The sequence below is a fragment of the Serratia plymuthica genome (genome assembly GCF_018336935.1).
GTDB classification, from domain to species: Bacteria; Pseudomonadota; Gammaproteobacteria; order Enterobacterales; family Enterobacteriaceae; genus Serratia; species Serratia plymuthica_B.
In genome coordinates, this window is the sequence record NZ_CP068771.1 from 3405551 (window position 1) to 3431064 (window position 25514).

21 protein-coding genes, 1 tRNA gene and 1 pseudogene are annotated in these 25514 nt (G+C 54.2%); 7 read left to right on the forward strand and 16 right to left on the reverse strand.

Features of this window, described 5'->3' with window-relative positions:
* Window positions 1–96: 96 nt before the first annotated feature.
* Window positions 97–522: an organic hydroperoxide resistance protein gene (locus JK621_RS15900; RefSeq protein ID WP_004950797.1), complete on the reverse strand. Its 426-nt coding sequence runs from the start codon at window positions 520–522 to the stop codon at window positions 97–99.
* Between the two features lie 158 nt (window positions 523–680).
* Window positions 681–1145, reverse strand: coding sequence for a MarR family winged helix-turn-helix transcriptional regulator (locus JK621_RS15905; RefSeq protein ID WP_013811007.1), 465 nt, complete (start codon window positions 1143–1145; stop codon window positions 681–683).
* A gap of 111 nt (window positions 1146–1256) precedes the next feature.
* Between JK621_RS15905 and JK621_RS15910 the strand changes: the two genes are divergently transcribed.
* Window positions 1257–1856 carry an HD domain-containing protein gene (locus JK621_RS15910; RefSeq protein ID WP_212556800.1) on the forward strand — a complete coding sequence of 200 codons (600 nt, stop codon included), beginning with the start codon at window positions 1257–1259 and terminating at the stop codon, window positions 1854–1856.
* 3 nt (window positions 1857–1859) lie between these two features.
* Here the strand turns inward: JK621_RS15910 and JK621_RS15915 are convergent, their stop codons facing one another.
* The 4 genes from JK621_RS15915 to JK621_RS15930 all read right to left on the reverse strand — a co-directional run bounded on the left by JK621_RS15915 (window position 1860) and on the right by JK621_RS15930 (window position 7693).
* Window positions 1860–3254, reverse strand: coding sequence for a carbohydrate porin (locus JK621_RS15915; RefSeq protein WP_212556801.1), 1395 nt, complete (start codon window positions 3252–3254; stop codon window positions 1860–1862).
* A gap of 128 nt (window positions 3255–3382) precedes the next feature.
* Window positions 3383–4786, reverse strand: a complete 1404-nt coding sequence (locus tag JK621_RS15920) for a glycoside hydrolase family 1 protein (protein ID WP_212556802.1) — start codon at window positions 4784–4786, stop codon at window positions 3383–3385.
* 14 nt (window positions 4787–4800) lie between these two features.
* A complete protein-coding gene (gene bglF, locus JK621_RS15925) occupies window positions 4801–6672 on the reverse strand; it encodes a PTS beta-glucoside transporter subunit IIABC (protein WP_212556803.1) in 1872 nt (623 codons plus the stop codon).
* A gap of 262 nt (window positions 6673–6934) precedes the next feature.
* Complete coding sequence (locus JK621_RS15930; protein ID WP_212556804.1) at window positions 6935–7693, reverse strand: SDR family NAD(P)-dependent oxidoreductase; 759 nt, start codon at window positions 7691–7693, stop codon at window positions 6935–6937.
* Window positions 7694–7807: 114 nt separating this feature from the next.
* Between JK621_RS15930 and JK621_RS15935 the strand changes: the two genes are divergently transcribed.
* A complete protein-coding gene (locus JK621_RS15935; RefSeq protein WP_212556805.1) occupies window positions 7808–8671 on the forward strand; it encodes a LysR family transcriptional regulator in 864 nt (287 codons plus the stop codon).
* A gap of 92 nt (window positions 8672–8763) precedes the next feature.
* Window positions 8764–9513: an NAD-dependent epimerase/dehydratase family protein gene (locus JK621_RS15940; RefSeq protein ID WP_212556806.1), complete on the forward strand. Its 750-nt coding sequence runs from the start codon at window positions 8764–8766 to the stop codon at window positions 9511–9513.
* Here JK621_RS15940 and JK621_RS15945 read toward each other — a convergent pair.
* A complete protein-coding gene (locus tag JK621_RS15945; RefSeq protein WP_212556807.1) occupies window positions 9510–10958 on the reverse strand; it encodes an alpha/beta hydrolase in 1449 nt (482 codons plus the stop codon). The genes JK621_RS15940 and JK621_RS15945 overlap by 4 nt on opposite strands.
* Window positions 10959–11300: 342 nt before the next feature.
* On the opposite strand from JK621_RS15945, the gene JK621_RS15950 reads away from it, so the two are divergent.
* Window positions 11301–12497, forward strand: a complete 1197-nt coding sequence (locus JK621_RS15950; RefSeq protein ID WP_212556808.1) for an MFS transporter — start codon at window positions 11301–11303, stop codon at window positions 12495–12497.
* 286 nt (window positions 12498–12783) lie between these two features.
* Here JK621_RS15950 and JK621_RS15955 read toward each other — a convergent pair whose 3' ends face one another.
* Complete coding sequence (locus JK621_RS15955) at window positions 12784–13020, reverse strand: DUF4282 domain-containing protein (protein WP_212556809.1); 237 nt, start codon at window positions 13018–13020, stop codon at window positions 12784–12786.
* Window positions 13021–13174: 154 nt separating this feature from the next.
* On the opposite strand from JK621_RS15955, the gene JK621_RS15960 reads away from it, so the two are divergent.
* The gene (locus JK621_RS15960) at window positions 13175–13774 is read left to right on the forward strand and encodes a histidine phosphatase family protein (protein ID WP_212556810.1); all 600 of its coding nucleotides are present in this window, start codon (window positions 13175–13177) and stop codon (window positions 13772–13774) included.
* 39 nt (window positions 13775–13813) lie between these two features.
* On the opposite strand, the gene JK621_RS15965 is transcribed toward JK621_RS15960, so the two are convergent.
* The 3 genes from JK621_RS15965 to JK621_RS15975 all read right to left on the reverse strand — a co-directional run bounded on the left by JK621_RS15965 (window position 13814) and on the right by JK621_RS15975 (window position 18547).
* Complete coding sequence (locus tag JK621_RS15965) at window positions 13814–14554, reverse strand: LuxR family transcriptional regulator (protein ID WP_212556811.1); 741 nt, start codon at window positions 14552–14554, stop codon at window positions 13814–13816.
* Window positions 14555–14854: 300 nt separating this feature from the next.
* A complete protein-coding gene (locus JK621_RS15970) occupies window positions 14855–16633 on the reverse strand; it encodes a sensor domain-containing diguanylate cyclase (RefSeq protein WP_249337081.1) in 1779 nt (592 codons plus the stop codon).
* A gap of 39 nt (window positions 16634–16672) precedes the next feature.
* On the reverse strand, window positions 16673–18547 hold the full coding sequence (locus JK621_RS15975) for a diguanylate cyclase domain-containing protein (RefSeq protein WP_212556812.1): 1875 nt from the start codon (window positions 18545–18547) through the stop codon (window positions 16673–16675).
* A gap of 632 nt (window positions 18548–19179) precedes the next feature.
* Between JK621_RS15975 and JK621_RS25405 the strand changes: the two genes are divergently transcribed.
* Both JK621_RS25405 and JK621_RS15985 read left to right on the forward strand, forming a co-directional pair.
* The gene (locus tag JK621_RS25405) at window positions 19180–19503 is read left to right on the forward strand and encodes a hypothetical protein (RefSeq protein WP_249337082.1); all 324 of its coding nucleotides are present in this window, start codon (window positions 19180–19182) and stop codon (window positions 19501–19503) included.
* A gap of 493 nt (window positions 19504–19996) precedes the next feature.
* Window positions 19997–20629, forward strand: a complete 633-nt coding sequence (locus tag JK621_RS15985) for a hypothetical protein (RefSeq protein ID WP_212556814.1) — start codon at window positions 19997–19999, stop codon at window positions 20627–20629.
* A gap of 147 nt (window positions 20630–20776) precedes the next feature.
* Here the strand turns inward: JK621_RS15985 and JK621_RS15990 are convergent, their stop codons facing one another.
* The 5 genes and pseudogenes from JK621_RS15990 to JK621_RS16010 form a co-directional block, all read right to left on the reverse strand.
* Window positions 20777–21802 (reverse strand): ParA family protein, encoded by a 1026-nt coding sequence (locus JK621_RS15990; RefSeq protein WP_212556815.1) that lies wholly within the window; start codon window positions 21800–21802, stop codon window positions 20777–20779.
* A pseudogene (locus JK621_RS15995) lies at window positions 21802–22671 on the reverse strand (tyrosine-type recombinase/integrase); the annotation flags it as partial. The pseudogene JK621_RS15995 and the gene JK621_RS15990, both read right to left, overlap by 1 nt.
* 21 nt (window positions 22672–22692) lie before the next feature.
* Window positions 22693–22787: transfer RNA gene (locus JK621_RS16000), tRNA-Sec, on the reverse strand.
* Between the two features lie 101 nt (window positions 22788–22888).
* Entirely contained in the window at window positions 22889–24235 is a 1347-nt protein-coding gene (locus JK621_RS16005) for an esterase-like activity of phytase family protein (RefSeq protein ID WP_212556816.1), read from the reverse strand.
* 76 nt (window positions 24236–24311) lie between these two features.
* Window positions 24312–25511 (reverse strand): cyanate transporter, encoded by a 1200-nt coding sequence (locus JK621_RS16010; protein ID WP_212556817.1) that lies wholly within the window; start codon window positions 25509–25511, stop codon window positions 24312–24314.
* Window positions 25512–25514 lie beyond the last annotated feature (3 nt).

The following is a 25514-nucleotide window of genomic DNA, read 5'->3' on the forward strand; positions in this document are numbered from 1 at the left end:
GCATTTTTTGCCGTTTTTTGTGATGACGATAAATGCGGGGCAGAAGGGGAAATGGAGGGTCTCCCCTCCATTTTTTCCGTGGTGTCGGCAAAAACGTTATTTAACGTTAAGAGTTACATCAATATTGCCGCGGGTGGCGTTGGAGTATGGGCACACCACATGGGCTTTTTTCACCAGGTCTTCGGCTACGCTGCGTTCAATGCCCGGCAGGGTGATATCCAGCTGCACTTCGATGCCGAACCCGTTGGGAATTTCGCCGATGCCGACGGTACCGTCAATTTTGGCCTCGGCCGGGATCTTCACTTTTTCTTTCGCCGCGACAAACTTCAGCGCGCCAAGGAAGCAGGCCGAGTAACCGGCGGCAAACAGCTGTTCCGGGTTGGTGACTTCACCGCCCGCGCCGCCCATTTCTTTCGGCACGCCCAGTTTCACATCCAGCACGCCGTCGGATGAGGTCGCACGGCCGTCGCGGCCACCGGTGGCGGTTGCATGAGCGCGGTAAACAACTTTTTCAATGGACATAAATCGTTCCTTATTTCCGGGTTGGAGGTATGACATCGGATTCAGTTGGCTGAACTCCGTCACTTCTCTATCTTTCACGATTAAATCGCACACTACTTATATTAAGCGCTTAACTCAGTGTAGTGCACGATCGGCGATCGTGCTTCTGGCACTGGCCATCAAATCTGGTCGATCAGCTTGCCGCGCAGCTTTTCCAGCTGCTGCTTGATATTCACTATTTCGTCGAGGCTGCAATCGGTGGCGCACATCACCGCTTCCGGCACCGCCTGCGCTTTTTCACGCAGCGCGCGGCCGTTATCGGTTAAGGCGATGATCACCTGCCGCTCATCGGTCGTGGCACGGTAACGCACCAACAGGCCGGCGGTCTCGAGCCGCTTCAGCAGCGGTGTCAGGGTGGCAGAATCGAGAAACAGCCGTTCACCGATGTCGGTGACCCTGATTTCATCGCGCTCCCACAGCACCAACATCACCAGGTATTGCGGATAGGTGAGTTCGAGTTGGCTCAGCAGTTTACGATATACCTTGTTCAACGCCAGGTTGGCGGAGTACAGGGCAAAACACATCTGCTGGTCGAGCAGCAGCAGGTTTTTCGCAGTGGGTTGTTCGGTGTCTTTGGTTTTCATGAGGTAAATATAGATAGTGCGCGATGTAATCGCAAACTATTTTTTACGCGATGTGCTACATTTTTCAATGCAGGGGATGCCACAGCAGGGTGCTGTGCGGAGGGAAAGGATATGACAACCACATTGGCAGAGCGTGCACGCCGTTACGCCACCAAAGCGCATGCGGCGATCGACCAACGCCGCAAATACACCAATGATCCCTACATTGTTCACCCGCAGGCAGTGATGGAAATCGTCAGTAGCGTGCCACACAGTGAAGAAATGCTGGCCGCGGCCTGGCTGCACGACACGGTAGAAGATACACCCACAACGCTCAGCGATATCGAAAGCCATTTTGGGCCGCAGGTCGCTGAACTGGTGGGCATGCTCACCAACGTCAGCGGCACCGGCGACGGCAACCGCTTTGAACGCAAAAACCGCGATCGGCGGCACAGCGCCGGCGCCTCGCCGCAGGCTAAAACCATCAAACTGGCGGACCTGATCGACAACACCCGTTCGCTGCTGGAATACGACAGCCACTTTGCCCGAACCTATCTGATTGAAAAACAGCGGCTGCTGGAAGTGCTGACCGAAGGCGACCCGACGCTGTGGCGACAGGCCAGCCATATCGTCGAACAAGGGCTGGCCAGGCTCCAGTTGCCGCCGCACAACGTCCCGGCAAGTTGGTTCGAACATGCGCGCCGGCGTTACCGGGAAAGCGATGCGGCCTAGCCGTCAGAACGTCACCACCGTTTTCAGCGCCGTCACCCAGGCGTCCTGCGTTTCGCTCACGCCCGCCGGGTGATGCCAATATTGCAGACCCGGCTGCAACTGTAACCAGGGGGTGACGTTGAAGCGATAGAACAGCTCCGCCGTCACCGAATGCCCCGGCACCGGGCGATAGTTGGGATCCTGGTAATCGGTAACGTTGTTGATTTGGTTCATGTAGCGCTGATTATCCCGGTAATGATCGCTCAGCTTGATCATAGATACCCCCAGCCCCAGCCAGTCGTCCGGCCGCGCATCGAACAGGCCGTGGTAGCGAATGCCGGTCGAGGTGGAATAGTGCATATAGTTGGTGCGCTGATCCGCCAGCCCCAGGCTGTAGAACAGGCTCAAACCCCGGCTGGCGTCATCACGGTGGCGCGTCACCTGCTGGTTAAAACCGCTGTACAGGAACCAGGTGCGATTGTGGCTGCGATATCCGTTCGGATCGGTCGCGCCCGCGCCACCGGAAACCCCTTCATACAGATCCTGCTGCCTGGCGTTGGTGAACAGGACACCGAGGTTGTACACCCCCGGCAACTGATTGACCGCATTGGTTTTCAGCTCCAGTTCCATCGGCAGTAAAAAGCCCTTGCTGCCCTTGGTGGTGGTGCTCCAGGCATGGCCGCGGCTCGTGGCGTTCGGGTTCTGCTCCATCACGCCGGTTTTGAACGTCAGCCCGTCGGTCAGTTTGTACTGCAGGGTGGTGCCCCAATAATGCACGTTCCAGTTATACCAGGTCAGCGAGTTGGCGGACTTGCCGCCGCACAGCGCCAGCGTCTGGAAATCGCAGGGAATGATCTGATCGAAATCCTGCACCTTGTTCATCATGCCGACGCGCCACTGCAACCGGCGATCGAGAAAACTGCGGCTGAAGGTCAGCCAACCCAGCCGGGTGATCGACTGGCCGCCATAACTTTCCTGCGACAGATCGGTCGGATTGGCGCGCGGATCCTGCAAGCGATCGCGCGTCAGGTTGTTGTCGTGGTTGCGGTTAACGATATTGCCCTCAATGGCCGCGTCCGGGATGCCGGTCAGCGCCTGCAAATCCTGACTGAAGGTCAACGAGAACTGATCGATATACGAAGCCTGCTTATCCTGGTTATACCCGCCGCCGGCGTTATACGACAGCTGGCTGAGATAGCCGAGGTTATAGTGAAAACCATGATCTTCCAGGATCGGTCTGATCCCCAGCATATCGCCCAGCAACCCCGGTGACGGCGGTTCGAAACCGAGCGCCAGACCATCCCATTTGGCGGTTGGCGCTTCGACGTCTTTGCCGGTTTGCAGCGTTTCCGCCTGCACGCTACTGCAAAACAGCAGCAGTGCCGCGAGTGTCCCGGTGTGAGGTAATGGATATTTCATTATTATATTTCTCCGCATATAAAACGCTGACTGCGGGCAACAGCATTCCCTGGGCGAGAATTCCCCATAATTAGCATCAGTGAATAAAGGTGATTGCCCGACGATTGCCGCCGGGCGGGTATTTAGATTTAGCCCTGGTCTTTCAGGCTGTTACCGTTGCTCTGGATCACATCGCGATACCAGTAGAAACTCTTTTTGCGGCGACGTTCCAGGCTGCCGTTGCCTGCATCGTCGCGATCGACATAAATAAAGCCGTAGCGTTTGGACATCTCGGCTTTAGAAGCGCTGACCAGATCTATCGGCCCCCAGCTGGTGTAACCCATCACTTCCACGCCATCGTCAATCGCTTCCGCCACCTGCACCAGATGGTCATTGAGATAGTTGATGCGATAGTCGTCGTTGATACTGCCGTCGGCTTCAACGCGGTCCTTGGCGCCCAGCCCGTTCTCCACGATAAACAGCGGCTTTTGGTAGCGGTCATACAGCACGTTGAGCAGGTAACGCAGCCCGATCGGGTCTATCTGCCAGCCCCACTCCGAGCTGGCCAGATGCGGGTTAGGCACCATGTTGAGAATGTTGGCACGGGCGGTCTCGTTCTGCGTCTCGTCGGTGGTGACACAGCCGCTCATGTAGTAGCTGAATGAGATAAAATCGATAGTCTCGCGCAGCGCCTGTTGATCCTCGGCGGTAATCTCGACCTGAATGCCGTTTTCACGGAAATAGCGCTTCATATAGGCCGGATAACCGCCGCGCGCCTGCACGTCGCCAAAGAACAGCCAGTCGCGGTTCTGACGCTGGGTTTCCAGCAGGTCCTCCGGCCGGCAACTCAACGGATACAGAATACCGCCCAACAGCATATTGCCGATTTTGCCCTCCGGTACAATCTCATGGCAGGCCTTCACCGCCTTGGCGCTGGCGACCAGCTGATGGTGGATCGCCTGATAGACGGCGCTCTTGCTGCTGCCCTCCGGCAAGCCGACGCCGGTAAAGGGCGCATGCAGCGACATATTGATTTCATTGAAGGTCAGCCAATGCTTCACCTTGTGCTTATAGCGTTCAAACACAGTGCGCGCATAGCGCTCAAAGAAGCCAATGGTCTTGCGATTGCCCCAACCGCCGTACTTTTTCGCCAGCCCGTAAGGCATCTCATAGTGCGACAGCGTAATCAGCGGCTGGATGCCGTACCTGGCCATCTCATCAAACAGCCGATCGTAAAACGCCAGCCCGGCCTCGTTGGGGGTTTCCTCATCGCCCTGCGGGAAAATGCGCGTCCAGGCAATGGAGGTGCGCAGGCACTTGAAGCCCATTTCCGCGAACAGCGCGATGTCCTGCGGGTAACGGTGGTAGAAGTCGATCGCCACGTCCTTGATGCCGCTGTCGCCATCAACCCGTGGCGTCACCGCGCCGAAAATGCCCTGCGGTTGCAGATCGGAAGTCGACAGCCCTTTACCGTCGGTCTGATAAGCCCCTTCCACCTGGTTTGCCGCAACTGCGCCGCCCCACAGAAAATGGTCTGGAAATTTGCTGCTCATCGCTTTCTCCTTGGTTAACGTAATAAAGTCAGCAGCGGCGCCTGTTCCTGCACCCTGCCCTGGCCGCTGGCCAACACGTCGACGTAGTCATCGCTGTTGCTGACGATGATCGGCGTGGTGGTATCAAAGCCGGCAGCGTGGATCGCCGCCTGATCAAACTCAATCAGCAGATCGCCCGGGTTGATCCGATCCCCTTCTTGCACGTGGGCGGTGAAATGCAGCCCGTCGAGCTTGACGGTATCGATGCCGACGTGGATGAGAATTTCCGCCCCGTCCTCCGACTCAATGCCAATCGCGTGTTTGGTTTTAAACAATGACGCCACGCACCCCACCACCGGCGACACTACCCGCCCTTGCAACGGGACGATCGCCACGCCCTTGCCCAGCAACCCACTGGCGAAGGTGGCGTCGTTGACCTGGGCCAACGGCATCACCTCGCCGGCTATCGGGCTGACGACAATCTCCTTGCGATTGAGCGAGGCGACGGGCATCGGCTCCTGTGGTGCAGCCACCTCTGCCGGCGCCACGCCGAACAGATAACTGGCGACTGCGGCGAAACAGAACGACAACAGGGTGCCGCCAATCGCCCCCCACACCGTGGCATCGAAGCCGCCGGCGGGAATAATCTGCGCAAAGGTGAAGACGCTCACCAGGCCGAAAGAGTAAGTGGCGGTATGGAAATAGCCGATCACCGCACCGCCGAGCGCACCGCCGATACAGCCAAAGATAAAGGGCCGCTTGTTCGGCAAGGTCACGCCGTAGACCGCCGGCTCGGTAATGCCAAACACCCCGGCGCCGATGGCCGAGCCGGCCAAAGCCCGCAGTTTGGTGTCGCGGGTGCGCAGCATCACGCCCAGCGCGGCGCCCACCTGCCCCATTACCGCCGGCAACAGCAGCGGCACCATGGTGTCGCGGCCGAGCACGCTCAGGTTATTGATCATCAACGGCACCAGGCCCCAATGCAGGCCGAAGATCACGCACACCTGCCACATCGCCCCCATAAAGGCGCCGGCAACGATCGGGTTAAAGGCATAGATACTTTGATAACCGTTGGCCAGCAGGTGGCTGAGCCAGGTTGCCGCCGGGCCGATCAGCAAAAAGGTCAGCGGCACGGTGATCGCCAGGCACAGCAGCGGCGTAATGAAGTTGCGCAGCGCGCTGTGGATCACCCGGTTAAACAACGGCTCCAACCGGCATGAAACCCAGGCGGCGAAAATAATCGGGATCACCGACGAGCTGTAATTGATAAAGGTCATCGGGATGCCGAGGAAATACTCGCGCACTGCGCCTGGCTGCTGCGCGGCTTCGAACGCCGCCATCATCAGCGGATGCGTCAGCGCGCCGCCGATCGCCATGGTGACGAACGGATTGCCGCCGAACTTTTTCCCGGCGGTATAGCCCAGCATGATCGGCAGGAAGTAGAACAGCGAGTCGCTGGCGGCAAACAACATTTTAAAGGTGCCGCCGCTTTCCAACAGCCAGCCACAGGCCAGGCTCAGCGCCAGAAAACCTTTCAGGATCCCCGAAGCGGCCATCACCCCCAGCAGCGGGGTAAAAATGCCTGACACCACGTCGATAAAGCGGCTGAACAGGTTTTCCTTCTTGCCATCGCCCGTGTCATCCGCCGCCGCGCCATCGCCCAGACCGGCGGCCTGATTGACCGCGTTATAGACTTCCGCCACGTGGTTGCCCACCACCACCTGAAACTGCCCGCCGCTCTCCACCACCATGATGACGCCGGGATTTTCTTTCAGCGCCGCGGCATCGGCACGCTGGCGGTCACGCAGCTTAAAGCGCAAGCGAGTGGCGCAATGCACCAGGCTTTTTACGTTGTCGCGGCCACCGACGCCGGCCAAAATCTCACTGGCTAATGTGTCATATTTCATAGTGTTATCCTTACGATCTGTGTTCTGCCGCTCCAGCGCAGCGATGGCCTATCGCCGTGACGGAATTCAGCGCAAAAAAAAACCTAAACCTCATGACCCCGCCCCCGCAAAAGGGGAACAGAAGCATGAGGTTTAGGTTTTGCCTGCCGGAGCAGTGACAACCCTAAATCGGCTGAGCTATGACGTTAACACCCGGCTTTTTGCCACGGCAAGGCTTTCCGACGGCAAAGAGTGGAACTGTGATCCGGCATGCAAAACAGCCTCAGTGGGCGAAATAGTGCATGCCGCCGTCTACCGGGATCACGGCGCCGGTGATATAACGCGCCAGCGGGGAACAAAGAAACGCCGCCAGATAAGCCATATCCTCCGGCTCGCCAAAGTAGCCGATAGGGATATTCTGCTTGATGAACGCCTGGCGCGCGGCCTCGGTCGGGTGCAGTTTTTCGCGCACCTGCTCGCTGTTAATCCGCCCAGGCTGCAGCGTATTGACGGTGATGCCCTGCGCCGCCAGCTCGCTTGCCAGCCCCTTGGCCCACAGGTGCAACGCGCCCTTGGCGGCGGTGGCGGCATTCAGGCTGCGCGGTTCCATCGAGCCGCTGATGTTGATGATTCGCCCCCAGCCTTGCGCCTGCATGCCGGGCAACAACGCGTGGGTCACCCGGCGGGCCGGCGTAAAGTTCAGGGCGAACGCCTCTTCCCAACCGGCGTCACCTTCGCTCAACGCGGTCGGACGAGCGCCGCCGACCGCATTAATCAGGATATCAATCGTCCCGACCAGGCGTGCCGCCTGCGCCAGCATGCCGTCGAGCGCCGCCGCGTCGGTGATGTCCGCCGCGATCGTATACGGCCGCGGGGCACCGCTTCGTTCAACCTCATCGGCCAGAGCCAGCAAACGTTCCTCACGGCGAGCGGTCGCCACCAGGGTGACGCCCTGCGCCGCCAGAACCCGAACCATACCGGCGCCGATACCCTCACTGGCGCCGGTGACCAGCGCGACACGATCCTGCAACTGCAAATCCATAAGATATCCTAATTGAATAATTCAATTTCGCTAAAGAGATAACGGCATTGAATCACAGCCCGCTCTGTGTGAATATTCCGTAAAATCGCGGCAATACTGTGCAGGAATTCACTGATGTTCGATTGGCAGGATTTAAAACACTTTGTGGTGCTGGCTCGCACCGGTTCATTGTCGGCGGCGGCACGGGAGTTGGGCTGCGACCACGCGACGGTCGGCCGGCGAGTGGCGGCGCTGGAGAAGGCGCTCGGGCTGCGGCTGATCCTCCGGTTGCCGCGCAGTACGCCGCTGACGCCGGACGGCCAAAAGGTGGCCGGGCTGGCAGCAGAGATCGAAGCTCAAAGCCACGCCATTGCTCGCCATGCCCGCAGCGCCAGTGAAACGCCGCAGGCCCAGGTACGCATCAGCGCGCCGCCGTCGATCGCAGCGCGGGTCATCGCCCCGCATATCGCCGAGTTTCATCAGGCTTTTCCGCATATTACGCTGGTGCTCTCCGGTGAAGCCTCCATCGCCGAACTGGATCGCGGCGACGCCGAAGTGGCGGTACGCATGGTGCGGCCACAGCAGCCGGATTTGCTGGTGCAACGCATCGGCATGATGCGCTACAGGCTGTACGCTACCCCGCAGCACGCCGCCCTGCCGGAAGCGGCGCGGGCCTTTATCGCCTATGACCATCACTACAGCAACCAGCCTCACCAGCAGTGGTTGCAACAGCTGCTGCTGGGCCGCCCGGTGGTGTTTCAGGCCAGCGATCTGTTCTCTTTGCAGGAAGCGGCACGATCGGGGCTGGGTGCCGTAGTTTTGCCGACGTTTGTCGCCGATAACGACCCGGCACTGGTCGCGCTACCGACGCCGATAGCGCCGCCAACGCGCGAGTTATGGCTGGTCACCTACCCCGATCTGGCAGGTTCCACCGCCATCCGCACGGTCATGACTTTCCTGAGCGATCTCATCGGAAAAAAATGCCCGCTGGCAATATAAAACATCAGGGTTGCTAATTGAATGCTGGACAAAAGTCACGCAGGGGATTATTACTGATCGCCGCGTAATTTACTTTATGGACGGCTGTGATCATGACATTGCGTACTGAATTTGGACGAATTTTGATTACCGGCGCCGGCGGCCGGGTCGCCACGGCATTCCGTCAGTCGGTGGGCGATCGCTATCAATTGCGGCTGGCGGAAAGAGACAGTAACGTGTTGACCGGCCTGCAACCCGGCGATGAAGTGATCGGCTTCGACATTGCCGATCTCGACGCCTGCCGTGCGGCCTGCGCCAATATCGATACCGTGCTGCACCTGGCCGCCGATCCCTCCCCCGACGCCGATTTTTGCCACTCGTTGAAAGATAACAATATCCTCGGCACCTACAATATTTTCCGCGCGGCGAAAGACGCAGGCTGCAAACGCGTGGTATTCGCCAGCAGCGCGCAGGCGGTGGAAGGCTACCCGCTGGATTATCAGATCCGTCCGGAGGACGCGCCCAAACCGAAAAACCTGTACGGCGTCAGCAAGGCGTTCGGCGAAGGCATTGCAGCCTACTTCGCCCATCAGGAAGGGCTTTCCGCGCTGTCGGTACGCATCGCCAACTTCACCACGCTGGAAGCCGGCGAGCAGCTAAGCGCCCGTGACATGAGCGCTTTTCTCAGCCATCGCGACGCCGCCGATCTGCTGGAACGCTGCATCCGCATTGAAGGCGTGCACCATGCGGTGGTGCACGGCGTCTCCAACAACCGCTATAAGCGGCTGTCGCTGGAAGAGACCAGCCGCCTGCTCGGCTACTACCCGCAGGACGATGCGTTCAGCATTCTGGGCTTCGCCTAAAGTTTTTCGTCGATGCGCTGCAGTAGATAGGGGAAGAACGGGTTGGAAGCGATGCGCATCAGCGAATCGAGATCGACCACCAACACCGACCGTTCGCCGCGCGCGGCGATAGTGCCCAGGCTGATGCCAAACTCGTTGCGCTGCGCCGGGAAACGTCCATACAGCGAATCGCTCACCGGGAACGGCAGCGCCACATGCGACAACGAATAAATATCCGCCGGGTAAATCATTCCCAGCGGCTGCACGGTTTCCGTGGTTTCACCGGCGGGCGTTATGCGGGCAGTCGCCTCACTGCTTTCCGGTGAGGCATTGGCGATTACCGTCGTCCGGTAACGGCGCGGCGGCGCAGGCAACAACTGGCTGACCGCCGCCGCCGCGTTTGGCCGCAGCAGCGGCCCGAAGTTGATCGTTCGATTGACGTCAAACAGCACCAGTTCGCTGCCGTTCGCCGGCAATTCGTTGTATAAGGCGCGGATCACCGCCCGGGTGCTGACGGTGGAATCCATCACCGACTGGAAGGTCAGCACCGGCGGCAAGGTGCCAAGTTTGCCGTCACGCGCAGCACGGGCGATTTGCTGTTGCAGGCTATTACTGAGCAGATAAGACTGGCGTGCGCCATTCACCGGAAACGAATTGTATTTAAACGGATTAAACTCCGGCAGCACCCCGAGCCACGCCGCTTTGGCAAACGCCGGGAACACCGCCGGCCATCCGGCGATACCGGCGAAACGGGCAAAGCTGGTGACGCCAATCATCGGCGAAATCAGAATCAGCCGCTGCGGTGCCGCCAGTTTCGAGTCTTCCAGCGCGTCCAGCGTATATTTCATTGCCAGCGCGCCGCCGTTAGAAAAACCCACGATATGCAGCGGCTTGTCGCCCCCGACTTTGCTGCGTGCCTCGCGCACCGCCAACCGCGTCGCCGCCAGCCAATCGCGCCATTCAATATCGGTCAACGCCCCCGGCACGGTGCCGTGCGCCGGCAGGCGAATGCCGACCGCCACAAAACCGCGCTGCCGGTAGTTTTCGGCGATATGCCGCAAGCTGTAAGGGGAATCGGTCAGGCCGTGCAGCAGCACCACCGCGCCACGCGGCTCGCCCTGCGGCAACAGCTCATAGGAGCGGTTCCAATCCTGAGCGAAGTGCGGCGGATACACAGGGCTGCCGTCGAAATAGCGGTTGAGCGGAATCCGTTCGCTGGCGGAAAGCTTGTCGGTGACGTTGGCCTTCACCTCATCGAACACCCGGTTTTCGGCGGCCAGGTACGCTTGCCAGTCAGCCTTATCCAGCTCGGCGGCAGACAATTCGTGCGGTACAAAAGTGTGCCACGGCTCCAGCGCCGGGCCGCTTTGGGTGTCGTAAACCCGTACCGCAAGCAACGTGAATACGACGGTGACGACCACAATCGTCAGCCGTTTGATCCCTTTGATTATCGCCCTGGACGGCATACTCACCCCTGAATTCACGGTTATCCAGCAGCGATTATAGGTGCTAAAGGTGCTCAGGGGCAGCGCACGCTTGCCGTCCTTTTAAATTATCAATGACGGGTTGTTATTTTATGGGCACTGTACAGACAGCTAAAATAACCGGTATTTCATTAGCGCTGAGATATGATCGCTTGTCCGCCACTCAGTTAGACAGTATCTATAACAGTGAGGACTATATGAAAAGCATTATACATATCAAAGACAACACGTTTGCTACTTTGGGTCGCTCAGGCTATCTTCAACAATACGAACTGTACAACGAACAGATAAAACCCGGCCCACAGTTAAGATGGCGTGACATCCATGAATTACTCGCAAAAAACTTGCTTACTCTTACTGATAACGTCTAATTTTTTTTCATCCATTGCAGTAAGCATAGGGATGTATATCATCCCTTGGTATATAAGCAATGAAGGCGGGCAGCCAAAACTATTAGCCGCTATGGCAACAGCATCTTCACTACTTCTGATCTTTGTCACACCATGGATTGGCATGCTTGTCGACAAATTTAACAGAAAAAATTTACTTACGGTCGTCAATGCCATTGTATTCGTTGCGTTCGTTTTGGCAATTTTCAGCCGGTATCTTTCCTTTGACATTATATTCCCACTGATCGCCTCTTACTTTGTCATTCAATTTTACTATGCCATTTTTTATATAGCACGACAGGGATTTATAAAGGATATATTTAATGGCGATTATCTTTCACGTACCAACTCTCTCCTTGAAATGGAATCTCAGGCGTCGACATTAATATCTGCCTTATTAGTTATTTCTGCATCATCCTATTTTAGCTACGACGCCATATTTACGATATTGGCGGCGCTGGTTGCCATTTCTCTGGTCATCTTGCTAGCGATACCTTATCAGCGGCGTTCATCGGCAGTTCTCCATATGCCTAAGGGCTCACTGTTTCAACTCCAACCGGAAAGTCGCGATATCCTTGTGTATCTGCTGATGGGAGCAATACCCTTTGTCTGCATCATGGTTGTTAATGTCATACAAGCACCTTTTATGCATGAAGTATTGAATGCATCCATAGAGTCTTATGCTTCTTTCGGCATCATTTATGGTTTAGGGGCAATATTGGTCAGCATTTTATTGGGTTGGTTGTCGCAAAAATTCCCTGCCAGAAAGCTCGTTCACATTTTTACCGGCGGATTCGCGCTCACAGTATTAGTGATTGCCACGACCCCGACCCTACCGGTTGTGCTGTTCTGTGCCTTCTTTCTCGGTTTTTTCAACTCTGCATCACGCATTAGCAGCCAAAATGTTGTGCTGAATGAAGTAGAGAGCGAAAAAATCGGCCGTGTGTTTTCCACCGGGCAATTATTTACCTTAATCAATCGCGTTATAGCCACCGGGTTGGCTGTATTTTTATTCCAGGACGGTTATGAACACGCGTGGATTTATATCCTTGCTATCAGCATAACCGCCCCGGCAAGTTTAATGCTGTGGTCGTTTTTCAGCAACCGACCACAAAGAATAAGGAGATTTTAATGGATATTTCTATCGTGACCGGCAGCCATCGCAGGAAATCAAACTCCAGGCATGTGGCCGATTATATGGCGAATCTGCTACAGCAAGTACGGTGCCGCACTGTCACAGGTTCGTGCTTCTGGCGTGATTGATTATGAACAGTTCCGGTACGGCATGTGAGCCTTCCCCCCCAAAGAGCCTCAAGGGTGAAAATGCCGAAGAATTTTATTGAGCCAATACGAGAGCGTTTCGTGAGAGAGTTGCAGAAATAGCACTATGCCGAGCGGTGCCCGGCATAGTAGCTAAATTAAGGCTTTTCGGCGATTTTGCGCAGATATTCGTTATTTTTGAATGCAATGATGATCATTTCAAAACAGACGCGGGTAAACACGCCGCCGAGAATAATCCCGAACAGGCCACGGAAGAACTCCCCGTAGAACATCGCCCCAATCCCGCCAACAAGAATGCACAACAGGCAAAGCCAGTAAACGCCGGTGATGATTTTCGGCGTCAGCATCGCGTCAAAAAAGAAAATATTTTTCATTGTAAATCCTTCCTTAGGTCAGTATTTAATTATCCCAGAGGCGACACGTCGGTATGGCGGCCGGCCCTATTTGTTACACCGGTTATGATAACGAGTTATGCGGCGCAAAGCGCAAGAAAATCAACGAACCATTGCATGAAAGTTGAGGGTAAAGATGCGCAACAAGATAGGCCACAAAATACTGGGCTGTTTGGCGGCATTGCTGCTGTGCAGCCAGAGCGCACAGGCGCAGGAAACGCTGATCTTCGTCCGGCACGGGGAGAAACCCGCCAACAACAGTGGCCAGTTGACCTGTAAGGGGTTGAACCGCGCATTGGCATTACCGCAGGTGCTGCTGGGCCGCTACGGCAAACCGGACTTTATCTTTGCCGCCGGGCCGAAAGAGAACAAAAGCGGCAGTTCGCTGCGCGCTTTATCGACCATTATGCCCACCGCCGTGCGTGCAGAGTTACCCATCAACATTCAGTTCCACGCCAACGACATCGCCGGGCTTGAACAAGAGCTGCTCAGCGAGAAATACCAGAGCGCACGCGTCTTTATCGCCTGGGAACACAAGAACCTCGACCAGGCGGTGAAAAACATCGTTGCCGCACGCGGTGGCGACGCCAATCAGGTACCCAAATGGCCGGGCAGCGACTTCGACAGCATTTTTGTGGTCACGCTGGATAACAGCGGCAGAGTGAATAAGGTGTCATTCAAGCAGGAAAGTGAGGGGCTGACTCAATTGGCGGAGACCTGCCCATCCGCAGGGTAAAGGCAAACGGCCTTCAATGGGCTTAGTGGATGGATCTCCTTATCGCCTGGCCGCTGTCGCTACCGGTGTCATAAGCCCCAACTCAACGCCCAGTCGGATAGCCTGACGGGCATTGCTGACGCCCAGTTTGACCACAATATTACCCATGTGGAACTTCACCGTACTCAGGGAAATACCCGCGATGGCGGCAATCTCCCCATAGGTTTTCCCCATGCTGGACCAATACAGCACCTCATTCTCCCGTGGGGTGAAAATGGGTTTGTCTACGTCCGCATGATGCTTCCGCGTACCGGAGGAGACCGACCCGGCGAGACGATACATCTGTTCATTAAAATCGATCAGTAACATCTGCATGGCCCCGCAATCGGACGATAGCCGCTTTTCCAGCTCCCCTTGTCCGTTACTGCCGATGACGACAGACAGCAACGCCAGGCTGTTCATAGGGTCATGCAACACGAAGGTGAAGCCGTTAACGATGTTGTACCGCCTGGAGAGGGAAAATATTTTATCTGACATCCGGGTAATATTTTCGTCCCATACAAAAGGCGAGACGCGTTTGAACGCAGTCAGAATCACCGGGTCAGTGAGCTGGAAATTATTGGCGCGGTAGAGATCCACCCATTCGTCAGGGTAACTGGAAATAATGAGAACATCCGACGGATTGTTCTTCCTGACAACCGTGTAGGCGTATGCCGGGCTACCGAGTGAGGATAACTTCCTGTCGATATACTCCCGAAGCGTTCCCGTTATGAGCTGATTTTCATTGAGGGTAGAAAGCATGCGGGCTCCGTGGCGATCTGGCTTTGCCCTTTAGAGGAAAGAACCTAAACTTAAGTACAGTTTATATATTTTAGCCCACCATATATAATAAACCTTGTTAGGCACTGGTAAAAAAAACCTGACCGTTACGGTCAGGTAGCCAATATAGCCAACACCAGGGAAAATTTTCCGGTCAGACAGGGCATGCAAAAAGTCACTGCTGGCCGGAATTTTTACTTTAACATTGTTAATCTATCATTTCAAATTCATCTGCGCCATACCACCTCCGGCCAGCGCCCCGGAAAAAACCGGCGTAGGGAGTCAGGATATCTTTAACCGCTGAGGGTGGGTATTGAGCAGCACACACAGTTTCTCCAGGCTGACTGACGGGGAGAAATAAAATCCCTGAGCGATATCGCAACCGTATTGCTCAAGGTAGTGCAATGACTCTTGATCTTCTACGCCTTCGGCCAACACGACATAATTAAGCTTATGTAACATATCAATAATGCTTTGCACCACGATGCGGCTCTCGCTGTCCGTTCTCAAGTTTTTGATCAAGGAACCATCCAGTTTAATCACGCTGGCGGGGATATGACGCAGGTAGTTTAGATTGCTGTAGCCGGCGCCGAAGTCATCCAGCGCAATGGTGTAACCTTTGGCCTTGAGCGTCTGCAAACAGGCTAACGCCTCACCGCTTTCCAGGATCCGCTGTGATTCCAGACATTCGATCTCGATATCTTGGGGTTGCAGATTATAGTGGCCGAGTGCGTCGTCCAGCCTGTCAGAAAAGTGTTTCTCGGCAAAGTTCTCGGCGGTGACATTGATCGATACGGGGATATTGACCCCTGCCTGACGCAACCTGAAGACCTCGCGGGTCGCCTGTGAAATCACAAACTCGGTGAGGGGTTTGATCAGCGACGTGTTCTCTGCGAGACGAATAAAGTCACCGGTGGGGATTGCCCCCAGCACCGGATGCTGCCAGCGCAGCAGCGCTTCCGCCCCCACAATCTGCTTCGAGATCAGCTCAACTTTGGGTTGATACTCAAGATACAAGCCGACCCTTTGTTTCAGGCTTTCCGCCAGTTCATTGAGCAAATTGAATTTGTATTTACGTATGGCATCCTTCGATACGTTATATGCCGAGACGGTCAGGTTCTCATCTATGGCGTCATGCAAGGCGCTGGTCGCTTCGCGCAACACCTCTTGCGGGTTGCTGTCCTGGACCGAGAACAGGGTGTAGCCGGCATAAAGCTCCAGTTTCAATGGCACGATACCGCGCACTTCATGGCGGATCCGCTCTGCACAGGTTTCCAGCATGCCGATTACCGAGTGTGTTTTTTGGGCATCGATAATGGTGGCGAAACGGCCCGGAGAAATGCTGTATAAAAGTTGCTCGCCAAGAAACGTGCCTTTTAGAAAATGCCCAATATCCACCAACACCAGCTCCACAGCCGAGAGGCCGAAAGAGCGCGCCATTTCGTAGGCGTATTTAATGTCGATCGTATCGAGCAGGATCAAGGCATATTCACCGGGGGCCGACGACAAATTGCCGATCTCACCCATTAGCCTCTGGCGATTAGGGAAACGCGTTACCGCATCGACCAAACCAATCTCACTTTGTGCCTCAATCAGCTCAATAACGATGGTGGCCATATTACTGAGCAAACCGGCCCTGACGGCCGAAAACAAACGCGGTTGTTTGTCGGTGATGCATAACGCCCCGATGATATAGCCTTCGCGGGTACGTAAAGGCATGGCGACATAGTGGCGAATGGCGGCGGGGCCGGTGACCATCAGGTCTGATGCGAAACGTTTGTCCTGTTGGGCATCCTTGCAGATCAGCGGTTTACCGCTATGCCGGACAAAGTTGAAGAGCGGACTGTTAAAATCGATATCCTGCAATTCGGTATTGATTTTTGCCTTGATCCAGATTTTTTTTGAGCCGTAGAGACAGATAAAACAACCGGGCACTTGCAGAAGCCTGCACGTCAGATCCAACACATTATGGATAGCGTCATTATGGCTGGTATCAAGCCCTTCCAGGGCATCGATCGAGGCTTGCCGTTCATCTTCGTTTTTACTGAGGTGTCTAAGCATGCCTGGGATCCCCCATCAAAGCCGATAAAGACGATTCACCTAACGGATCCTGTATGTCTTTTTGCCTGCGGACTTCGCCTGGTACATGGCGTCATCGGCTTTGGTCAGTAACGCTTCAGCGCTGATATTGCCGTCTGAGGCAATCGCTGCGCCGATACTCGCGGACAGGCTCACCTTCTGGTTGCCGATGTGCGTTATCGCCGCCAGCTGCGTGAGCAGCTTCTCGCAAAATTCTGTGACCTGCCGCTCCGGGTGCATTAGCGGCCACAGGATGACCGTAAACTCATCTCCGGCTAACCGCGACGCACTGTTGCCGGTGCCGGCACAGGCGCTGAGAAGTTTGGCGAAAGTCTTCAGGATCAGATCGCCAAAATCGTGGCCGAAGGTATCGTTGATGGCTTTGAAACCGTCGAGGTCGATGAACAACAGCGCCATCTGCTGTTGAGGACAACAACTCTGCAATGTACCGGCCAGCCGGCGCAGGAAAGCGCGTCGGTTGGTTAACCCTGTCAGCATGTCGTGGGTGACATCGTATTCCAGCCGCTGCTGCAAGTGTTTAAGCTCGGTGATATCCATGGACAGAATATAGAAACCCTGCGTTTCACAGGGCACCAATGTGGTATGGACCGTCAATAACCCTTGCCGCGTCTGAAGTTCATTCTCAAAACTGGCGGTTTCCCCGCATAACGCTCTTTCGATCACAGGTTTGGCCCTCACATAAGCGGCCTCCCCCACCAAATCTCGTACCGTCATTTCCTTGAGGCGCGCTTCATCCAGGCCAAACCAGGCCTTATAAGCGCTGTTGGCGAAGAGATAACGTTCATTGTTGTCAATCTGGCTGATCAGGGCCGGCATATTGTCGGTAATAGCGCGCAGACGTTCTTTCTCCGCGCTAAGTTGATGTTCGGTAAGGACCCTGCTGTCAATTTCGCGATTGAGTTTATTGACCACCACACTGAGCTCCCGGGTGCGCAGTTCGACCCGTTCTTCCAGTTCATGCTGCAACGCGAACAAATCGGCCTCAGCCGCTTTACGCTCGCTGATATCCACGATGACCGAAATAAAATGGTGGGGATTGCCATTCGGCAAGCGGTTAAGAGACACCGTAAGTTGAACCCAAATAATTGAGCCATCTGCGCGGTAATAACGTTTTTCCATCGAATAGGTTTCTATCTCGTTGGCGAGCAACTGTTTCAGCAGGCCAAGGTCGATATGCAGATCGTCCGAATGGGTGATGTCCTGGAACGTGCGATCCAGCAATTCCCGTTCAGAATACTGCAGCATTTCGCAAATGCGCGGGTTGACGCGCAACCAATAGCCTTCCAGCGAGACCAGGGCCATGCCGACCGCCGCCTGAGAAAATGTCTGTTCAAACAGGGCTTCGGTGCGCTGCAGGTTAGATTTCAGGCTTTCGGTATAAATATCACGCTCAACACCATGCAGGTGTTCTTCGATTACCGCGGCAAAATCATGTAAGTCGCGGACCAAGTCACGAGAAAATGCCTGAGGACGACTATCGATAATACACAGCGTACCCAGCGGCAGACCATCCAGCGAGAGCAAGGGTTGCCCGGCGTAGAACCCAATCTTTGGGCCGCCGGTGACCAGGGGGTTATCGAAAAAACGCGGGTCGGCGGCGGTATCGGGCACCACCAGGGTCTCTCGCTGCAAAATGGCGTGCCCGCAGAAAGAAATATTGCGTGGCGTCTCCCTGGCATCCAGGCCAAAGCGCGACAAAAACCATTGGCGATCGCGGTCTATCAGAGAAATCAGCGCAATGCTGACGCCAAAATATTTTGCGGCCAGCCGCGTGATGCGGTCCAATTTTTCCACTGAATTCGTGTCCAATACGTTCAACGAATTCAGAACCGACAGACGTTCGGCTTCATTTTCTGGAAAGCATGGCTCGAACATGTTTGCTCCGGTTTACTGTGTCGACGGCGAAGCTCATTGTCCCGCAGAGCTTGCCGTTGCGTTTTGAATCAGAGTCAGTTGATTACCTCCGTCACTGGAAGGGTAATCAACCTCATTCATCATGGAATAAATCAGTATCAGCCCGATCTCGCTTTCTGGCCAGGTGCCCTGAACCTCTTGGCAGCCCAGGCGCAGGCGACAACGCATCCCATTCTCCAGCGCTTCCGGCATACAAAGTATAGTGGGTCAGTGCACAGCGTGATATCCCAACCTGTACAGGTGGCGGAGATAATAAGGTCCGTAAGGTAACCATAATTTGCGATCCCGATTCCAATCCCTGCAACAAATCCCTGTAAATCCATCCAGCCTGTTTCCTGCGCGTTATCGCCGGGATAAAGTCTTCTTGCTGCGGCAAAATCCGTAGTCGGGATTGGAACCCTCGATTATCTCAGAACTGAAAAACCTTGTGTTTTTTCAGCGCCTACGTGCACACTCAGTTCGGTGGCTCAGGCAGGGCAACCGCAAGGTTGACCGGTTTTTCTGAGAGCCGGGGTTCCAAACCTGTCTGGGCCACCACCCGAGATTGGAACCTCGCGTGATGGTAGCAATCACTACTATCTCGGAAAAACACTATGAACACGACATTTGAAAACACCGCATCCTCTATCACCCTCTTCCGCAACCTCATTGCCGACCTGCAATTTTGCAAACTCAGCGATATCCAATTGTGCGATCTCAGCGCCGTGGCTCAGGAATCCGCAGAAGGGTTATGTCATGGCTTGTTGTATCTGGCGGAATCGCTGGAGAATGGGGAACAGCACTCAGCAAACAGCAAGGTGCAAATCAGCGCCTGGCTCAAAGCCTCCGCGCATGTGCTCCCTGCCCTGTTAGAACTCAGCGAGCAGGCGAACAACCACCTGTTGCAGATGCATGAAGGCGGTGTTTATCAATCCTAGTTTGCTATAGAGAGCGTCGATAAGATTTTATGTCAGCCAATTAAAGCAGAGGCCGTGACCGGCGATGATTTACCGCCACCGGAAAAAGGACATTAAATCGTTACCGCCGTTATAGCCGAAATCAAACACTTCATTGATTGAACTGGCCCCGCTGCAATGTTGATTTTGCTGCGGGGCTTTTATCGTCCCTCAAGCCCGAAAACAGCCTTTTCTCTGGCTAGCCTGCCTTAAATCGAGCGTGCATGCATAGGGTGCATGATTTTGCATTAATCCCCAGCCTTTCAAAACAGCCGAAACCCCGCGCCACAAGGGCTTACTGGGCCTCTGTGTCATGCATGAAATGTGCACGATAAAGTCAGAGCGCGTAGGCGAGGGAGTATTGCGCGCGCAGGCATTACAGCTAAAACTTATGGTAAAAATTTTAGTGTTGTTAGACTATTTACATACGTTAAGAATCCATTTATAAACTAGCACATACCAAGGAGGTTATATTATGTTAGTTCCTAGCGAGTTGGACGAAGATGTTTATCCTGACTGTAGTTGGACTTACATTGGATATAAAGATTATTTGAAACCAAATAAATACTTACAAGATGCTATTGATGATTTAAATGCAGGAAAGGAAAGAAGGAATCTAAATAACTCGATAAGGAATGCAAAAGCTGCTTTGCATATGAAGGTAGATATTCTTTGCATTTCATTTAGTGGAGTTGATTATTTTAAAAAATTGAAAAACTTTCCAAGAAAAATTGATTTTTTGGAAAGCATTGGAATTGTTAGACCAAGAATAATAGATAAAATAAATAAGCTAAGAAATGAAATAGAGCACGAGTACAGAGATGCAACTCTTGAGGAAGCCGAAGATTTTATAGATATAGTATTACTATTTATTGAGGCAACTAAATACCTTAACTCACGATTTCCAAGTGACAGTGATTTTCATGGTGCAATGACATCAAAAGAGGAATACCTAAGGAGGATCGTTTGTAATTGGGGTGATGGAGAGTTGGTTTTTTATCTTTCAAAGAAAGATTCAGGATTCGATTATAGTAACAAATACATTATAAAGGTAGGTAATGAAAAATACTCCCAATGGGTAAAATATATGATTGACAATTGGGATTGAATATTTATTTAATTTAACACCTTAAATAAATAAAATTGTAGCACAAAGGCTAAAAAAATAAATAATGCAGACTTTCTAGAAAAACATCAAAATAAAATTAGCACAAATAAAAAAGCCGAGACTATATAGTCTACGGCTTAAATACATTTACCTTGCTAAATTAGCAACGGAATTAGCCAGTGTTATGAAATTATCTCTAAACTCCTTTCTATTTTCTTTCATTGTTTCAAGAATTACTCCACTTTGCTCTATTTGTGCATCTGACAGAGCAAATACAGGTGTGCTATGCCTCTGTGATTGAGCTATAAGTGAGTTAAAGTCAGAAATATTTGCTAAATTAAACGGTTCTTTCGAAGAACTTCCATTAACAAACTCAGCCTCTGATATCGACATATTAACTGGCATTAAAGAAGGTATTAATGTATTTGTAACCTCACCCTTAATAACATCAATCCATCGCTGGAAAGATTTAACCGGCTGATTATTTCTCGGACGATACTTCTGGGAAATAAAACCAATAAATTTTGGTGGTTCCACTGGGAAAGGATATAAAATCGCCTCATCTCGAAAGTTATTTATTTCACTATTCCACCTAGGGAGAACCTTTGCGAGTGATTTAATAGCTTGAGCACAGAAAAAGTCTGGTGATGTCGGTACAATAAAATAGTCACTACACATCAGTAGACATTCATTCAATGCACCAACACTGGGACTCATATCAACTAGAATATAATCAAACTCGTGTTTTTTCCCTGTTTCTCGCAAAAACGCACCTATACTCCCTGGAATATTCCTAATAGCCGGAATAGCAGTGCTAGTTGTCAACGCAACCCCAATCTGAGTTTCTATTTCTGACAAAGATATACTGCCACATAATAAGCTTAACTGTGGATTAGATGTAACAATTGGATCGGCTGGAATAACCTTACCTAAAGAACCATCAACAACTGGCTTAATGCAGGTGTAAATATCACAATTTGGATTATTTTTATATATTACATCAAAATCATCCGTAGTTGAATAACCTAGCGTTAAAGCCGTTAAGTTACATTGTGGATCTGCATCAACTATCAAAACTTTATGGCCAAGTTGAGCTAGCATCCATCCCATATTAAAAGTAGTTGTGGTCTTACTAACACCACCTTTATGATTGAATAAAGATATTATTTTCACTACCGCTCCTTAATTTTCATTACGAAAAGAGTGTTGCTATACCATTGAAGCATTTCCCTTCTTCTTTCAAGATACTGAGCATGATTATAAGTTCCTCGAATACCATTCTTATCCACATGAGCAAGTTGCATCTCAATCCATGCGGAATCAAACCCTTGCTCATGTAGGATAGTAGACATCGTATGCCTGAAACCGTGACCGGTGGCTCTCCCTTTATATCCCAGCAGCTCAATCACCTGATTCACACTTTCCTTACTTATAGGCTTTCTGCGGTTGTTTCGTCCAATGAAAATGTAAGGATAGTGACCTGTGATCGGTTGTAGCTGTTTAAACAAGAGCGGCACAATGTGCGGGCGGCGCATTTTCATGCGTTCGGCGGGAACCTCCCAGATAGCGCGTTCAAAATCAATTTCTTCCCATGTTGCAAAACGCATTTCTTGCGTGCGTACGCCCGTCAGCATAACGATCTTAGCTGCGTTCTTAGTGATGATGCTGCCGGTATACCCTTCCAAGTCCTTAACAAAATAAGGCAGCTCTTCGGCAGAAAGAAACGGGTGGTGCTTTTGCTTGGGAATGGTTAGTGCACTGGCAAGATCTGAGGCTGGATTGTACTCCGCCGCCGGTGATAATGGCGTAGCGGAAGACCTCTCCACAGCGCTGGCATACCTTACGGGTTTTCCCCAATACCCTAAGCTTCTCAATCCGCCACAGTACTTCCAGCAAATCCAAGGGCTTAATCTCGGCAATGGGGCGTTGATCACCGTACGAACACACATCCGGCTCAAAGGTACGCATGATTCTTCCCTGTAGGCCAGAATCCATCGATCGGCTTTATTTGTGTGCCGTTTACGGCTAATCGTTTCAATTGCGGGAACTATCAGAACAAGCATTGGCGGAAGATCACAGGAGTCGAACCTGCCCAGGACCGCTGGCGGCCCCAACCGGATTTGAAGTCCGGCCGCCCCACCGGGGACGAGGATCTTCCTTCGGGAGTCAGAAGCAAGAGGCTGATTATAGCGCAGTTTATCCCTGGCGCTAAGAGGGAATAGCGTTGGCCCCCGGCAGCAATGCCGGAGGCCGGCGGGGTTAAGGCTTCAGCAGATCTTTCACGTCCAGCAGGATAAATTCGTTATCGTCCGCCACGTTCGGCTGGCGGCTGGAGGAGAACGGGAAGTTATTGTCGTTGCCGACGATGATATGGCTGCCATCCACCACGTCGACGTTTTCAATGGTGAAGAACGGGAAGGTCAGTACGCCGTCGTTAAGCGGCTTGCGCGCCAGCTTGTTCGGGTCCTGAATGTTCAGCAGATCGATATACGCCAGTTTTTCCACCGGTTTGCCGACGTTGGCATCCGAGAAGGCGATTTTATACACCCGTTTGAACTTCGCCACCTGGCTGAAGCAATTGTCGGTCGGCGCACCCGCAGCGCAGGCTTTGTCCGGCGTGCCTTCGCCGTTGTCGCGCTCAATCACCAGGCCGCGCGTGGCGTCGATCATATTGAAATCGCCGATGGCGTTCTGGTTGTCTTCCAGTACGTATTGCCAGCTGCGGCCGGTCCATGCCTGCTGTTTCACGTCAAATTCCAGCACCCGCAGGTAGCGTTTGCCGTCGACGTTTTCAAACTTCTCGCCGTCCCACAGCGCGCCTTCCAGCAGCGGGTAGAGTTTGCTGCCGTCCGGCGACGCCGCCATGCCTTCAAAGCCCTTGGAGCGCGCCACCTGGAAGTTCTGTTTGCCGTCCGGTGCGCCCGGCAGGGTCAGCGTCGGGTTATCCGGCGATTTCACCACCTTGCCGTCCACCTTGGTATCGAACACCGCCAGCACCTTGCCGTCCAGATCGGCCTTGATCAGGTAAGGACCGAATTCGTCGCCGATCCACAGCGCATTGTCGGCGAACTGGAAGCTCTCCGGGTCGAAATCGCTGCCGGTCAGGTAACGTTTTTCGGTGCTCTCATTGATGATATGGAAGGGCACCTTCTGGTCCGGGTCGTGCAGGAATACCGTCTTCAGCGGCGTAACCGTGCCGGTGCTGAAGTCGATTTTGTAGTGATTAAGATACAGCATGGCGTCCGGCGAGTTGGCCTTGCTGCCAAAGCCGTTGTCGGTCAGCACCCAGTAGGTGCCGTCGGGCATATGTTTGATGCCGGAATGGCCCTGCAAGGGTTGGCCATTGATCGGCAGGCCGATGCCGGTCATGCGATCGGCAGATTTGCCCGCCACGCTACCCAGTTCGCTCACGCGCTTGCCGCTGGTGTATTTGCCGCTTTGCCGTAAATCGGTCGGCGCATCCTGTGGCGCGGAGATGCTGGATTTAACCGGCAGCAGCGCATGCCCGGCCAGTATCGCTTGCGCCGGCTGCGCGTCGGCCCACAGGTTGCCGCTTAATGCCATACAGCCGGCCAACAGCGCCAAACGGGTTTTGGTGATGTGCATGTCATGGTTCCCTAATTGTTGTTATCGCCCCGAGGTAAAAGCAACGTCACTATAGGGAGCCGCAATGACAGAAATATTATTCGCTACATGCCTGCCGGTAGCTGCGCGGATGAAAACGCCCGGTGATGGCGATCAACACCACCACCAGCAGCGCATGGATTTGCCAGTCCAGCGTAAAGCCGCCGCTGTAGTCGCGCAGCAGGCCGGAAAGATACGGCGTCATCCCCGCCAGCAGAAAACCGATGCCCTGCATAAACGCCACTAACCGCCCCGCCGCCGCCGGGTGCGGGATATGATCGAGCGCCAGCACCAGGCACAGCGGGAAGGCGCCGCCCAGCCCCAGACCGGCGATCAGTACCCACAGCCACGGCAGCGTCTGCGGCAGGTAAATCAGGCCGATAAAACCGATCAGTTGCATCACCAGCGCCAACAATAACAGCGGCCGACGATCCTGTGCCCGCGCCACCGCTGGCAGCAACAGCGCGCCAATCACCTGGCCGAAGGTCATCAGCGCCAGCAGCGTTCCGCTGGCCTGCGGCTGCCAGCCGAGCTGCATGTAATACGGCGGCAACCAGGCGATCAGGCTGGTATAACCGCCGTTGATCAAACCAAAATAAGCGCCCAGCAGCCAGGCGCGGCGACTGAACAGCAGGCTCGGGCCGGCAGAAGCGCCGGATGGCGCAAGGCGAGCCAACCCACGGCTGACCGGCCACCAGGCGATCAACGCCATCAGAGCCGGTGCGGCCCACCAGGCCAGTGCGCCGTGCCAGTCATGCCCGGCGCTCATCAGCCACGGCGTTATCGCGGCCCCCAGTCCGCCGCCGCCCATCAGCGCCGCCGACCACAGGCCGGCCACCAACGCCATCCGCTTGAGAAAGTGGTGCTTGATGATGCCGGGCATCACCGCCTGGATCACCCCAATCCCCAGCCCGCCCAGCACCGCGCTCAGCATCAGTTGCGTGCTGCCCGGCGCCAGTTCGCGCCAGGCGGCGCCGAGGCCGATCGCCAGCAGGCTCAGCACCACGCTGCTCCGTTCGCTGAACAGGCGGTTGATCGCCCCGCCCGCCAACGCCATCAGCCCCATCATCAGCACCGGCAAGGTCGTCAGCAGCGCAGCGCCACCAAAGCTCAGCCCGGTAGCCTGCCGCAGCGTCGGCAGCAGCGGGCCGACAGAGGTCAACAAGGGCCGCATATTCAGGCCAATCAGCACCAGCGCCCACAGCAGCGGGTTAAACCCGCGGCGCGAGGTGGCGGGGGAAACGGAATGATTTAACACGGC

Bases quoted from the DNA above. Each gene is read 5' to 3' on its own strand.
- JK621_RS15900 (WP_004950797.1), bottom strand. From the start codon at position 522: ATGTCCATTGAAAAAGTTGTTTACCGCGCTCATGCAACCGCCACCGGT.
- JK621_RS15905 (WP_013811007.1), bottom strand. From the start codon at position 1,145: ATGAAAACCAAAGACACCGAACAACCCACTGCGAAAAACCTGCTGCTG.
- JK621_RS15910 (WP_212556800.1), top strand. From the start codon at position 1,257: ATGACAACCACATTGGCAGAGCGTGCACGCCGTTACGCCACCAAAGCG.
- JK621_RS15915 (WP_212556801.1), bottom strand. From the start codon at position 3,254: ATGAAATATCCATTACCTCACACCGGGACACTCGCGGCACTGCTGCTG.
- JK621_RS15920 (WP_212556802.1), bottom strand. From the start codon at position 4,786: ATGAGCAGCAAATTTCCAGACCATTTTCTGTGGGGCGGCGCAGTTGCG.
- bglF (WP_212556803.1), bottom strand. From the start codon at position 6,672: ATGAAATATGACACATTAGCCAGTGAGATTTTGGCCGGCGTCGGTGGC.
- JK621_RS15930 (WP_212556804.1), bottom strand. From the start codon at position 7,693: ATGGATTTGCAGTTGCAGGATCGTGTCGCGCTGGTCACCGGCGCCAGT.
- JK621_RS15935 (WP_212556805.1), top strand. From the start codon at position 7,808: ATGTTCGATTGGCAGGATTTAAAACACTTTGTGGTGCTGGCTCGCACC.
- JK621_RS15940 (WP_212556806.1), top strand. From the start codon at position 8,764: ATGACATTGCGTACTGAATTTGGACGAATTTTGATTACCGGCGCCGGC.
- JK621_RS15945 (WP_212556807.1), bottom strand. From the start codon at position 10,958: ATGCCGTCCAGGGCGATAATCAAAGGGATCAAACGGCTGACGATTGTG.
- JK621_RS15950 (WP_212556808.1), top strand. From the start codon at position 11,301: ATGAATTACTCGCAAAAAACTTGCTTACTCTTACTGATAACGTCTAAT.
- JK621_RS15955 (WP_212556809.1), bottom strand. From the start codon at position 13,020: ATGAAAAATATTTTCTTTTTTGACGCGATGCTGACGCCGAAAATCATC.
- JK621_RS15960 (WP_212556810.1), top strand. From the start codon at position 13,175: ATGCGCAACAAGATAGGCCACAAAATACTGGGCTGTTTGGCGGCATTG.
- JK621_RS15965 (WP_212556811.1), bottom strand. From the start codon at position 14,554: ATGCTTTCTACCCTCAATGAAAATCAGCTCATAACGGGAACGCTTCGG.
- JK621_RS15970 (WP_249337081.1), bottom strand. From the start codon at position 16,633: ATGCTTAGACACCTCAGTAAAAACGAAGATGAACGGCAAGCCTCGATC.
- JK621_RS15975 (WP_212556812.1), bottom strand. From the start codon at position 18,547: ATGTTCGAGCCATGCTTTCCAGAAAATGAAGCCGAACGTCTGTCGGTT.
- JK621_RS25405 (WP_249337082.1), top strand. From the start codon at position 19,180: ATGAACACGACATTTGAAAACACCGCATCCTCTATCACCCTCTTCCGC.
- JK621_RS15985 (WP_212556814.1), top strand. From the start codon at position 19,997: ATGTTAGTTCCTAGCGAGTTGGACGAAGATGTTTATCCTGACTGTAGT.
- JK621_RS16005 (WP_212556816.1), bottom strand. From the start codon at position 24,235: ATGCACATCACCAAAACCCGTTTGGCGCTGTTGGCCGGCTGTATGGCA.